Genomic DNA, 12,525 nt, shown 5'->3' on the forward strand with positions numbered 1-12,525 from the left:
TCCCGGCCGACGACGGCGCGGCCGGCGACGGCGACGGCGCCCCCGGCGTGCGGGCGTCCGCGCCCGAGGCCACGGTTATCCCGGCCCCAGGCGTAAGCCCGGTGACGGCCGGACCGCCCGCGCTGCGGGCGACGGGCGTCGGCGTCCGCTTCACCGGCGTCATCGCGCTTGAGGACATGACCATGGAGGTCCCCGCGGGCTCGGTGAGCGGGCTGATCGGCCCGAACGGCGCGGGAAAGACCACGTTCGTCGACGTGGTGTCGGGGTTCATCAGGAACTACGCCGGCACCGTCGAGATAGCCGGGCGCACCATCGATGGGCTCCTCGTGCACCAGCGCGTGCGCGCCGGGGTCCGCCGCACGTTCCAGCAGGAACGGACGATTCCCGAGCTCACCGCCGGGGAGTACGTCCGCGTCGCGGCGCGGCGGCGCATCTCCATGCAGGAGGTCGCCGACGTGCTCGAGTTCATCGGCGGACCGTCCCCCTACGACCGGATCGCCGACATCGACGTCGGGACGAGGCGACTGCTCGAGATCGCCGGATGCATCGCGGCGCGCCCGAAGATCGTGCTGCTCGATGAGCCGACCGCCGGGCTCGCCGAGGCGGACTCGCTCGCGGTCGCCGCGCGGGTATCGCAGGTGCCGGACGTCTTCGGCTGCGCGGTCCTGCTCATCGAGCACGACATGGAGGTCGTGCGGGCCTGCTGCTCGCACGTCACGGTCATGGACTTCGGCAAGAAGATCGCAGAGGGCCGGCCCGAGGACGTGCTGAAGATGGACACGGTGGTGGCCGCCTATCTCGGGACCGCCGACAAGGCCGCAGTGATCGAGCGATGACCGCCGACAGCCAGGCGCCGGCCCCGGCCGGAAGCCAGAACGGGCACGCCAGCCGCGGACTCACCGTCGCTGAGCTCGTCGTCGAGCGGGACACGTTCCCGATCGTCCGCGGCGTCTCGTTCGACGTGCCGCCCGGGGAGGTGACGGTCCTGCTCGGCATCAACGGCGCGGGCAAGACGACATTGCTCGAGGCGATCTCCGGGATCATTCCCGCGGCCAAGGGCACGATCGAGCTCGACGGGACCGGCATACGCAAGGCCACCAGGCGCGAGCGGGTCCGCCGCGGCCTCGGCCACGTAGAGCAGGGGCGGCGGATCTTCCGCGACCTCACCACCGAGGAGAACCTGCTTGTCGCGGGGCGCGAGGACTGGTCCATTGACGAGGCGTTCGCGCTGTTCCCGCTGCTTGAGCCGCGGCGGAAGACGCGGGCTGGGCTGCTGTCAGGCGGCGAGCAGCAGATGCTGGTCGTCGCCCGTGCGCTGGCCGTCCGCCCGAAGATCCTGATGGCCGACGAGCTGTCGCTTGGCCTCGGTCCCAGCATCGCCACCGCCCTGGTGACCACGATGCGGGCACTGGCCGACGCTGGCCTGGGAGTCCTGCTTGTCGAACAGTTCGCCGCCCTGGCCCTCCAGGTCGGCGACCGGGCTCATGTGCTCAGCCAGGGACGGTTTGCCTACAGCGGCCCGTGCCAGGTGCTCAAGGACGACCCAGGCATCCTCAAGCGCGCCTACCTCGGCGAATAGGAGAAAGGACAGTGATGGCCCGGATGCAACCAGCGACCGACGACACCCGCTCGATGGTCGGCATGTGGCGGCAGATGCTGCGGATCCGACGGTTCGATGAGGCCGCCAGCCGGCTGCTGAGATCCGGGCAGATGCCGGGCGTCCTCCACCTGACCACCGGGCAGGAGGCCGTCGTGGCTGGGAGCAGCGCCGCGATGGGCCCCGACGATCTGCTGATCGGCACCCACCGCAACCACGGTTACCCCATCGCCCGCGGCGGTGACCTCGGTCCGCTGATGGCGGAGGTGCTCGGCAAGGCGACCGGCGTCTGCCAGGGGCGGGGCGGCGAGATGCACCTCATCGACCCGTCCGTTGGCGCGTTCTTCAGCTCCGCCATCCTCGGCTCGGGCCTGCCCGTGGCCGTCGGCACGGCCCTGACCAGCCAGTTGCGGCGATCCGGCCGGGTCACGCTCGCCACCTTCGGGGACGGCGCGTCCAATGAGGGAGCGATCCACGAGTCGATGAACCTCGCCGCGATCTGGAAGCTGCCGATCGTCTTCCTGTGCGAGAACAACGGCTACGCGGTGACGGTAGCGGCCAGCTACGCGGTCTCGGTGCACGACATCGCCGACCGGGCCGCGGCGTACGGCATGCCGGGCGCCGTGGCCGACGGGAGCGACCCGGTGGCGGTCCGGGAGGCAGTGGGCGCGGCCAGGGACCGGGCCGGCGCGGGGCAGGGCCCCAGCCTGGTGGAGGCCAAGACCTACCGCACTGTCGACCACGCGGAGAACCTCCCCAGCCAGCCGTACCGGCCGGAGGAAGAGGTAGCGAGCTGGCGCGAGCGCGATCCGATAACGTCCTTCCGCGGCCGGCTGCTGCAGGCGGGGCACGCCACGGCGGGCGAGCTCGACAAGATCGAGCAGGAAGTCGGCGAAGAGGTTGCCGTGGCGGTGGAATTCGCCTGCGACAGCCCGTTCCCCGCGCCGGCGGCGCTGTGGGAGCACATGTACGCCGACCCGTCGCTCAACCGTCCCGCGGCGTCCCTGAGCTGGCCGTGAGTTCGCCGCGGCGGTCACGGTGACGCCAGCCGGGCAGACCGGCGGCCGGCTATCGGAAAGGAGCTTGATTCAGTGCGCGAGCTAACGTACCTGGCGGCCATCCGCGAGGCCCTTATCGAGGAGATGACCAATGACGACGCGGTTATCCTCCTGGGCCAGGACATCCGGGCAAACCTCTACGGGACCGCGGGCTTCCTTGACATGTTTCCCGAGGAGCGCATCCGCGACCTGCCGACGTCGGAGACCGCGTGCGTAGGGGCGGCGGTGGGGGCGGCGATGACCGGACTTCGCCCGGTGGTCGACATGGGATCCGCCAGCTTCTCGTTCGTCGCCCTCGACCAGTTCATCAGCGAGGTCTCGAAGATCCATTACATGAGCGCCGGGCGGCTGAAGGTGCCTGTCACCTACCGGATACCGCTGATGTACAACGGCGGGGTCGGCGTCCAGCACTCCGACCGGCCGTATCCCATGTTCATGCAGATGCCTGGCCTGAAGCTGATCTGCCCGACCACTGCGTCGGACGCGAAGGCGATGATGAAGGCGGCCATCCGCGACGACGACCCGGTCATCGTCTTCGAGGACACGTACAACTGGAGCTCCCGCGGCCCGGTGGCCGACCCGCCCGCCCCGGCCCCGATCGGGACCGCCGCCATCGTCCGTGCAGGCGACGACGTGACCGTGGTCGGCATCGGGCGCACGGTCGCGTTCGCCCTCGCCGCAGCCGGCGAACTCGCCGACGCCGGCGTGTCGGCGGAGGTCATCGACCTGCGGTCGCTGGCGCCAATCGACTGGGACACGATCTTCGGCTCGGTCGAGAAGACGGGCAGGCTGGTCGTCGCCGACGCCGCCGTCAGCACCTGCAGCGCCGCCAGCGAGATCGCGGCGACCGTCGCCGAGCACAGGTTCGAGGCGCTGCGGGCACCGGTCCGGCGGGTGGCATCGCTCCCCGTGCACAGCCCGTACACGCCTTCCCTTGAACGGGAAATCTATCCGGACGCCGACAAGATCGCGGCCGCGGTCCGCTCGGTGGCGAAGCAGGCGTCGCATGGCCACTGAGGTCCGCATGCCGCAGTTCGGAATGACGATGCACGAGGCCACGATCGTGTCGTGGCTCAAGGGGGTCGGCGACCCCGTCGGCCAGGGAGAGATCCTCGCCACCGCGGAGACCGACAAGGTGACCGTCGAGATCGAGTCGCCTGTCGCAGGAGTCCTCTCCGCCATCCACGCCGAAGCCGGGAGCACGGTGCCCGTGCTCGATGTCATCGCGATCATTAGGTGAGCTTGGACATGCCTGACAGGATCCTCACTACGCATACCGGCAGCCTGGTGCGCCCCGAGACGCTGCTCGTATACCTGCGAGCGATGCGGGACGGCGTCCTCGTCGACGAGGAGGCTTACCTGAAGACCCTGCAGCATCACGTGAACGACGTTGTGCTGCGGCAGGCCGAGATAGGGATCGACATCGTCAACGACGGCGAGTACGGCAACACCCACTCGTGGTGGGGCTACATCCGGGAGCGCCTGAGCGGCTTCACCCAGCGCCCCTGGCCGGACGGGGTCCGCGACGAGCCCGAGCGGCGCGGCCGTGACCGTACCGAGTTCGCGGCCTTCTACGAGGAATACAACCGGCAGGCGATGCCAGAGGCGCCGGTGGCGAGCGACGGGCAGTGGGTCTGCACCGGCCCGATCGAGTACATCGGCTTCGACGCGCTCCAGGCCAACATCGACCGGCTCAAGGCCGCCACGCAGTCGGCCGATGTCCAGGGGGCGTTCATGCCGGTCGTCACGCCGGGCAGCGCGGTGCCGTTCCGGCGGGACGAGTTCTACGCGACCGAGGAGGACTTCGTGTTCGCGCTCGCGGACGCGATGAACAAGGAGTACCGGGCCATCGCCGACGCCGGAGTGATCGTCCAGGTCGACGACGCGTTCATGGCCACCATGTACGACTCGGTGGTGCCGCCGGGCACATTCGCCGACTACCTGGCGTGGGCGGAGGTGCGGCTGGAGGCCCTGCGCCGGGCGCTGGCGGGCGTGCCGCCCGAGCTGTCGCGCTATCACCTGTGCTGGGGCTCGTGGAACGGGCCGCACCTGTACGACGTGGAGCTCAAGGACATCGTCGGGCTGCTGCTGAAGATCCCGGTCGGTGCCTATGCGATCGAGCAGGCGAACCCGCGGCACGAGCACGAATGGCGGGTATGGGAGGACACCGAGCTGCCGGACGGCAAGGTGCTGATCCCCGGGGTCATCAGCCACGCGACGAACATCGTCGAGCACCCCGAGCTGGTCCGCGAGCGCATCGTGCGGCTCGCCCGGCTCGTCGGCCGGGAGCGGGTCATCGCGGGCGTCGACTGCGGGTTCGCCCAGCACCCGTTCATCCGCCGCACACATCCGCTGGTGATGTGGGCCAAGCTGCGCAGCCTCGCACAAGGCGCCCGCCTCGCGAGCCAGGACCTGTGGCCGGGATAGGCCGGCCGGACTACTAGCAGATCTAAGGAGCAGCGATGGAGCAGATGCTTCGGGGCAAGATCGGGATCGTCACCGGAGCCGCCGGGGGCATCGGCCGGGGCTCGGCGGAGGTGTGCGCGGAGGAGGGCGCCACCGTCATCGTCACTGACCTGGAATCGATGGAAGAAGAAGGCCGCGAGACCGTCGCGATCGTCGAGAAGGCCGGCGGGAAAGCGGTCTGGCTGCCGCTCGACGTCACCAGCGCCGCCGACCAGGAGCGCGCGGTCGCGTATGCCGTCGAGAACTTCGGCCGGCTCGACTTCGCGCACAACAACGCCGGCATCGTCATCGAGGGCCTCATCACCGAACTGCCCGAGGAAGACTACGACCGGCAGATCGCGGTCAACATGAAGGGCGTCTTCCTCGGATTGAAGTACCAGCTCCGCCAGATGATCGCGCAGGGCGGCGGCGCCATCGTCAACACCTCGTCGATGGCCGGGCTGAACGGCTCGCCGGAGGCGGTCGGCTACGTGTCAAGCAAACACGGGGTGATCGGGCTCACCAAGACCGCCGCCGCCGAGGTGGTCGGGCAGAACATCCGCGTCAACTGCATCTGCCCGGGCGGAACCTGGACTCCGATGATCCGGCGTCAGCCGCCCGAGCGGCTGGAGGTTGCCTTCCGCTCCATTCCCATGGGGCGCTGGGCCGACCCGCGGGAGATGGGCAGCGTCGCCGCCTGGCTCGTCTCCGACGGCGCGTCATTCGTCACCGGCGTGGCGATGCCGGTCGACGGCGGCGGCTCGCTCGGCCGGGGCTTCTCGCCGAAGAAGAACGCCGGCGGGGGCATGGCATGACGGTGAAGTTCGTGCTCGCGAACCGCCGCAAGGACGGGATGACGCTGGAGGAGTTCCGCTACGAGTGGGGTGTCATCCACGTCGCCATCATGGTCACCAGCCCGGGGGCCACCGAGCGGATCCGGCGTTACGTCCAGGGGTACAGCCTTGAGGACGTCTTCCCGGATGTGCGGCTGGCGTATCCCTACTCGGCAGAGCACTGGGACGGGTTCGCGTCGCTTGCGTTCGAGACCCTGGAGTCGTTCCTGACCTCGGTCCAGCCCCGCCGTGGCGGGCCGGCGCACGACTTCAGCCACCCGAGCATGGTGGTCGACGTCACCGGCGAGGAGGCCGTGCTGTTCGACGAACTCCAGGCGGCCGAGGAGGACACGGTCAAGCTCGTCCACTTCCTCCGCCCTGCCCCCGGGGTGAGCCGTGAGCGGTTCGCGGACGAGTGGCGCGACGGCTACGCGACGGCGGTCGCCGCGGCGGCGAGGGGCGCGGCGCGCAAGTACGCCCTCAGCCCCCCGGTGCCGCTGGATGCCAGCCCGTTCGAGGGCACCCCGTACGGGCAGGGCGCCTTCGGCACCTACTGGGGCATCGAGGAGCTGTTCTTCGCCAGCCAGGCGGACTTCGCGGCGTTCGCCGGCGACGCGCAGGCGCGCGCGCTGATCACCAAGGCCGGGAACGGGCTCGTCGACGCCGCGGGCAGCTTCGCCATGGTCGTCACCGACCGGCTGCGCTTCGTGAGCACCCGTAGCCCGGACGGCACGTCGGTCTATACCTGGGCACCGCCTGGCCTGGAGGTCCGCAGCGTCCCGGGGACCCTGCGGCCCGCGCTCAGCTAAGGACCCGTCCAGGCCCCCTGAGCCGGGCGCAGACCACCCCGCCGATGCGGCCCGCCGCGGCGGTCAAGGCTTGATAACGCATCGGTATGGGGTATTCCCTCCCCTGGTAGGACGGTTCATGCTGGGAGCAAGCCGGGCCGCGCTTCCATGGCCGTTCACGCTCGCCTGGCCTGCGTGAGGGCGCAGGCCGACCGGGCAAGGCAGGCTAACCCCGACAAAGCCGCGAGCACAGCGCCGGCCGGGCACTAGGAGGGCAATGGTGCGCACCGAGCTGCCTGCAGGCCAGACGGCCGGCCACGGACACCCCAGGCCAGCGGGGGGCTATGACAACGTCGGGAAGCTGCTGGCCGCCGGGAGCTACGTGCTCCTCGACGGTCCCGTAGCGCCCGGCCTGGGCGCGGGCCGGGCTGCCTGGCCGGCGGAGAACCCGGTGGCGCTGTCCCACGAGCCTGCGCTCGCGCCCATGGCCGACCCGGATGAGCTCGTCGCCGCCCATCGCGGCCACGTGGAGTCAGGCTGCGACGTCATCAGGACCAGCACCGCGGCGCTGTGGCCGGCCGTGGACGGCGGGTACCCGCACGGCGGCCCGGCGCGCTGGGCGGACCTGGCATGCGAACGGATCGAGGCAGCGCGCGCCGCGGCAGCGGGGACCCCGACGGCCATCGCCTACGCACTCGGCCGGCAGGTCGACGGCCCCGACTCGGCCGAACTCGTCCACGCGCTCGACCGGCTGTTCAGCAAGACCGCGCCGGACCTGATACTCGTCGAGACGCTGTCGGTGATCCGCCCGTCGCTGTTCACGGCGGTCTCGCAGCTCCGCTCGCTCGGCCTCCCGCTCTGGCTGTCGTTCCGCCGCTGCCGGGACGGCCTGTGCGGGCCGAGCGGCCATCACTGGTCAGGCGACGAGCCCGACAGGCTCGGCAGCGCGGCCCGACGGCTTGAGCACATGGGGGTTTCCGCGCTGCTTGTCAACTGCATACCGCCCGATCATGTGGCGGGCACGATCGAATACCTGCGCTATTTCACGGACCTGCCGCTCGGCGTCTACGCCAACATCGAGCGGGGCTTCGAGCCAGCGGCGCTCAGCGACGCCACCCCGGTCGTCAGCTATGACGATCTCGCGCTGCAGTGGCGGGCAGAAGGCGCCCAGATCGTCGGCGGATGCTGTGGCGTCGGGCCAGAGCACCTGCAGGCCGCCAGGCGCAAGCTCGCTGACACGGTGCCCGCGCGGGCGGTCGCGGCGGACGCCGCGCCCGCAAACGCCGTGCTGGCAAGCCGTGGCCGGGCCGAGGAGGTGAAGGCCGGGCAACCGTGGCAGATCGCCGAGGGCAGGCCGGTGTTCCCGCTACCGTTCCCGGCGCTGGCCTGCGAGCAGGGCGCCGCGGCGCCTGCCGTCGGCGATCTGCTGCTCTGGGAGTACCTGTACCGGGAGCGGATCGGCGACGGCAGGCGCTGCCTGGACGTGGGCTCGGGCAGCGGCCTGCTGGCCGTCCAGCTGGCACTGAACGGCGCGTCGCACGTCCACTCGATCGACAGCTCGCCCGCGGCGGTCGACTGCACCCGCCGCAGCGCGTTTCGCAACGACGTGAGCTCCGCGGTCACCGCGGAAGCCGCGGACATCACCGCCTGGCAGCCGCGCGAGCATTACCAGGTCGTCGTCGCGAGCCTGGAACAGCCCGCGACAGATCCGTCCCAGCAGGACCCGGCGGCACGCGACTTCGATCCCTGGGGACGCCTGCTGATCGACGCGTTCCTCACCAAGCTCCCCGCGCTGCTGGCCCGCGACGGCGTGGCCTACATCACGCAGTCGTCGCTGATCAGCCAGCGGCAGACCGCCGGGATGCTCGCCGCGGCCGACCTGGCCGGCCAGGTCGTCGACTGGCGCCTGTGGCCGGCCTGCACACCGCTGGCCGCGCTGCCGCATCGCGAGCTGATCGAGCGGCGCAGCGACGCATTCCGCCTCGACGTCGCGACGCCGGGGGGGCGCGACGAGCTGATCGTCGTATACGTGCTCGAGATCCGCCGCGCGGACCGGGTCAGCCCGCCCGGTCCAGCCAGCCGGTGATGGCGCGGTCGAGGGCCGGCATGGGAAGGGAGCCGTGGTCCAGGACCGCGGCGTGGAAGGAAGGCAGGGAGAAGGCCGGGCCCAGGCGCCTGCGCGCATCGTCGCGGAGGCGGAGGATCTCGAGCTTGCCAGTGAGATAGGCGAGCGCCTGTCCCGGCATTACCACATACCGGTCGACCTCGGCGGCCAGGAACTCCCGTGGCATGGGGACGTGCTCGGCCATGTAGTCCAGGGCCCGTTCCCGGCTCCAGCCGAAGGCATGCAGGCCGGTGTCGACGACAAGCCTGGCCGCCCGCATCAGCGAGGAGCTGACCGAACCGAGCCGGCCCCGGTCGTCGGGAAACAGCCCCGTCTCCTCGGCGAGCTGCTCGGCGTACAGGCCCCAGCCCTCAGAGAACACCGGGAGGCTGCGCTGCCGCTGGAGGGCGGGCAGGCCGGTGAGCAGCTGCAGGCGGGACAGCTGCAGGTGATGTCCTGGCACCGCTTCGTGGAAGGCCACCACGTCGATGTCCCATCCTGTCCCCGCGGTGGGCCGCAGCGTGTTGAACCAGAACGTGCCGGGCCGCCCGCCGTCCAGGCGGGGCGGGGTGTAGTGCGGCGCCGCGCCGCCGACGGCAACGACCTCGGGCATGGGCGTCACCTCGCACGGCGGCGGCAGCGGGTCGGGGAAGAACTCCGCCGCGCGCGACTCTGCGCGCCGCACCGCGGCGGTCGCCTTGCCGATGGCCTGCGCCGCGGGGATCTTCCCTGCCGAGTCCTGCACCGCGGCGAATACCTCCGCCAGCCCGGACAGTCTTAGCCCGGCGCCCAGCTCCGCCGCCCGGTCCTCCAGCGCCGCGACGTGGTCAAGGCCGGTCTGGTGCAGCCGCTCGGCCGACAGCGGCAGGGTCGTGTAGATCCCGATGGCCCGGCGGTAATCGGCCTCGCCGCCCGGCAGGTAGGCCAGTCCGGCCTGCCCGGACGGCCGGGCCCTCGGGAGCAGCTCCCTGACCGTGGCCACCCACCGCGCCAGCGCCGGGTTCACCACGTCCGCGGCGACCGCCCGGCGCTCCTCCTCCCACGCCGCCGCCCTGTCCCATCCCCGCGGTGGCCGCGGGGAAAGCACCGGGTTGGACTCGGGGGCGGCCAGCACGTTCCCGGCCCAGGCGACGGCCTGCTCGGCCAGCGGGACGACCGGGAGCCGCCCCTTGCCCGCCCCGGCCCGCAATCGCTCGCCAAGCTGGTCGAGCCAGGTGCCGCTGCGCCGCAGCCGGGTCAGGTAGGCCTCGGCCGCGGCCGTGTCCACCAGGACCGTCCGGGCGGCGACCCCGAGGAAGGCCGCCGGCCCCGCGTGCTGCATGGGGGTGACCGTGTACTCGGCCCGCGCCAGGTCGATGAGCGCGAGCTCCTGGGCGGCCGCCTCCTTCACGCAGTCCAGGGTGACGGCGTCCGCCGGCGACAGCCCGCCAGGTTCGATCGCGTCCGCTTCCCGCAGGAACTCCCCGGCTTCGGCATGCCAGGCCTGCCTGCCCTGCTCGCTCTCGTCAGGCACCAGGTCGTCGTACCCGGGAATGCCGTAGGAGGTGGCCGCGAACGGATTCTCCGCAAGCCAGCGTCGATGGAACCGGTCGGCCAGGTCACGTGCAGGGGTCATGGCCGGAACAGTACCCGAGCGCGCCGGAGTCCGCCGGGCTGCTGGCTAGCCCAGGTGCCGGTCGAGGCAGTCGAACACGAGCCTGGCCTCGTCGAGGCGTCCGGCACGGGCCAGCGCCTCGACGAATCGCGTCAAGGGTGGTCAGCCAGCGGCGGTCGGCCGGGGCGACGAACTTCACCGGCGGCATGAGCAGGATGCTCGCGTCGGGCACGTCCGTGTCGTAGTGCTGGACGAACGCCCCGCGCTCCGGGTGCCAGCCCTTGGCCATGATTTTGCGGTAGATCGCGTCGCGGGTCGATTGCCAGTGCGCGAGGTCGGCTAGCGCGGAGGTCTCCGCGGCGCAGGTCGCCGCGCTGCGGCGCGGCGACTGGGCGGCGCTGAACGACGCGGGGCGGGTCTCACAGCCGTCGGGCGCCCAGCACCTCGACCGCCTGCCGGCGGCCCTTGACCTGGACCGCCGGCAACGGGGTGAAGGCGAAGCCGCCCGCGGTAACGCGGTGGACGGCACTGGTCACCAGCACGTTAGGCAGGCCTTCCCGGCCGGCGATGCCGGATAGCCGGAAGGCCACGTTCGTGGTGTCGCCCAGCACGGTGACCAGCATGCCGGTCATCAGGCTCACCGCCGCCGGGCCGAACGCGACCCCCCAGCCCATGCGCAGCGGCCCGCCCCCTGGATCGCGCACGTCCAGGCTCGCCGCGACCCGCGGCACGGTCTCGGCGGCCTCGACCGCGAAGGCGACCGCCGCCCGGGCGGCGTCCGCGGCAGCGGGATCGGGCGCGCCGCCGTCGAGGATGGCGGGAGTCTCCCAGGTGGCGAAGAACGCGTCGCCCGCGTAGTTGGACAGCGTGCCGTGGTGCCGGGCGAGGATCTTCCGCAGGACGCGGAAGAGGCGGTCGATGTTCTCAAGCAGTACGCGGTCATCCGTGCTCTCGGCGATGGTCGAGAAGGCCACCACGTCGCCGACCACCATGACCATGTCGGAGACGGTCACGTGGCGGACCGTCTTCAGCTCGGTGGACGCGCTGATCGCTTCGGCCTCCGCCTCGGCGGCGAACCGGCGCGACCGGAATTGCAGCTCCGCCGCGCCCAGGCGCACCCGGTCGCCCGGTTTGATCCTGACCGGCACGGACCGCTCTATCCGCTGCCCGTTGAGGCGGGTCCCGTTCGTGCTGTGGTCGGTCAGCCAGGCCTGATCGAGTTCGAAGTCCAGCCGAAGCTCCAGGTGCGTCCTGGAGATCGCGAGGTCGTCGATCAGCAGCCGGTGCCGCGCGTCGACGCCGGCACATTCCCTGCCGACGACCAGCCAGTCATAGATCGGCGCCGACCGCTCCTCGGCACGGTCCGGCGCCACGACGAGCGTGGCTGGTATCGGATCGGCCTCGCCGAGTGGCGCGGACCGCCCCGGCAGGCTGTCACCGTGCACCGGGCGATCCGGTCAGCTCGAAGGTGAAGACCTGGCGGCCGATGCGCAGGCTCCAGCCCGGGGGCAGCTGGGCCGGCTCACTGCCAAGCCGCGTCCATTTGTCCGCTCCCGGTGCGCCGATGTAGGTCCCGTGGGCCGAGGAGGCGTCACGGATCATCACGACCCCCTTCTCGACGGAGATGTAAGCGTGCACGCGCGAGACCATATTCTCCGGGTCCTTCAGCAGGACGGGCGAGGCGTCGCCCCGCTGGACCGATGGATCGTTGGCGGGTTCACGGCCAAGGACGTACGCGCGGTCCAGGATGATCACGGGCCCCTCCTCCGACCTGAGCGCGCCTAGCGTCGCCTTCGCGGCCACGGTGGGCCGGACCTGCCGCGGGCTGTCGCGTTGCACGGGCCCCAGGCGGTCGAGCATCGTGTCGGCCTGCTGGCGGCCCGCCGCCGCGGACTCGGCCTGCTGGCGGCCTGCCGCGGGAGTTGTCGGCTGGAGAGCGGCGAGCTCGGCCTCGGAAATGCCGGCCGGGGGCGCGGCGGGGACGCCGGGGACGCCGGGCGCTGCGGCGGCGGGGGGCTCCGGGGCCGCGGCACGCGCGGCAGCAGGTTCGGGGGCCGCGGCACGCGCGGCGGCAGGTTCGGGGGCCGCGGCACGCGCGGCGGCAGG

The 12,525-nt window shown here is 71.6% G+C and carries 12 protein-coding genes and 1 pseudogene; 9 read left to right on the forward strand and 4 right to left on the reverse strand.

Translation table 11 applies throughout. The features are described 5' to 3' along the window. The 9 genes from Q1N79_RS28120 to Q1N79_RS28160 all read left to right on the forward strand — a co-directional run. Positions 1-836 (forward strand): ABC transporter ATP-binding protein (locus Q1N79_RS28120; RefSeq protein ID WP_300614078.1); only part of this gene is annotated, 836 nt, incomplete at its 5' end. Then, positions 833-1,579 (forward strand): ABC transporter ATP-binding protein, encoded by a 747-nt coding sequence (locus Q1N79_RS28125; protein WP_300614079.1) that lies wholly within the window; start codon positions 833-835, stop codon positions 1,577-1,579. The genes Q1N79_RS28120 and Q1N79_RS28125, both read left to right, overlap by 4 nt. Positions 1,580-1,602: 23 nt before the next feature. Continuing rightward, positions 1,603-2,616, forward strand: coding sequence for a thiamine pyrophosphate-dependent dehydrogenase E1 component subunit alpha (locus Q1N79_RS28130; RefSeq protein WP_300614080.1), 1,014 nt, complete (start codon positions 1,603-1,605; stop codon positions 2,614-2,616). A gap of 72 nt (positions 2,617-2,688) precedes the next feature. Then, complete coding sequence (locus Q1N79_RS28135) at positions 2,689-3,672, forward strand: transketolase C-terminal domain-containing protein (RefSeq protein ID WP_300614081.1); 984 nt, start codon at positions 2,689-2,691, stop codon at positions 3,670-3,672. Further along, a complete protein-coding gene (locus tag Q1N79_RS28140) occupies positions 3,662-3,895 on the forward strand; it encodes a biotin/lipoyl-containing protein (RefSeq protein ID WP_300614082.1) in 234 nt (77 codons plus the stop codon). The genes Q1N79_RS28135 and Q1N79_RS28140 overlap by 11 nt, the downstream gene beginning before the upstream one ends. Positions 3,896-3,903: 8 nt before the next feature. Next, positions 3,904-5,082: a cobalamin-independent methionine synthase II family protein gene (locus Q1N79_RS28145; RefSeq protein WP_300614083.1), complete on the forward strand. Its 1,179-nt coding sequence runs from the start codon at positions 3,904-3,906 to the stop codon at positions 5,080-5,082. A gap of 35 nt (positions 5,083-5,117) precedes the next feature. Continuing rightward, entirely contained in the window at positions 5,118-5,915 is a 798-nt protein-coding gene (locus Q1N79_RS28150) for an SDR family NAD(P)-dependent oxidoreductase (protein WP_300614085.1), read from the forward strand. Further along, a complete protein-coding gene (locus Q1N79_RS28155; RefSeq protein WP_300614086.1) occupies positions 5,912-6,742 on the forward strand; it encodes an EthD domain-containing protein in 831 nt (276 codons plus the stop codon). Before Q1N79_RS28150 ends, Q1N79_RS28155 begins: the two co-directional genes overlap by 4 nt. 256 nt (positions 6,743-6,998) lie before the next feature. Next, the gene (locus Q1N79_RS28160; protein ID WP_300614087.1) at positions 6,999-8,807 is read left to right on the forward strand and encodes a homocysteine S-methyltransferase family protein; all 1,809 of its coding nucleotides are present in this window, start codon (positions 6,999-7,001) and stop codon (positions 8,805-8,807) included. Here Q1N79_RS28160 and Q1N79_RS28165 read toward each other — a convergent pair. The 4 genes and pseudogenes from Q1N79_RS28165 to Q1N79_RS28175 all read right to left on the reverse strand — a co-directional run. Further along, positions 8,779-10,440, reverse strand: a complete 1,662-nt coding sequence (locus Q1N79_RS28165) for a DUF885 family protein (protein ID WP_300614088.1) — start codon at positions 10,438-10,440, stop codon at positions 8,779-8,781. The genes Q1N79_RS28160 and Q1N79_RS28165 overlap by 29 nt on opposite strands. Before the next feature lie 181 nt (positions 10,441-10,621). Further along, positions 10,622-10,948: pseudogene (locus tag Q1N79_RS30890) on the reverse strand (hypothetical protein); the annotation flags it as partial. Next, positions 10,839-11,864 (reverse strand): adenylate/guanylate cyclase domain-containing protein, encoded by a 1,026-nt coding sequence (locus Q1N79_RS28170; protein WP_300614089.1) that lies wholly within the window; start codon positions 11,862-11,864, stop codon positions 10,839-10,841. The pseudogene Q1N79_RS30890 and the gene Q1N79_RS28170, both read right to left, overlap by 110 nt. Further along, the coding region (locus tag Q1N79_RS28175; RefSeq protein WP_300614090.1) for an FHA domain-containing protein at positions 11,854-12,525 on the reverse strand (672 nt) is incomplete at its 5' end. The genes Q1N79_RS28175 and Q1N79_RS28170, both read right to left, overlap by 11 nt.

It is taken from the genome of Trebonia sp., assembly GCF_030042015.1.
In the GTDB taxonomy this organism is placed as follows: domain Bacteria; phylum Actinomycetota; class Actinomycetes; order Streptosporangiales; family Streptosporangiaceae; genus Trebonia.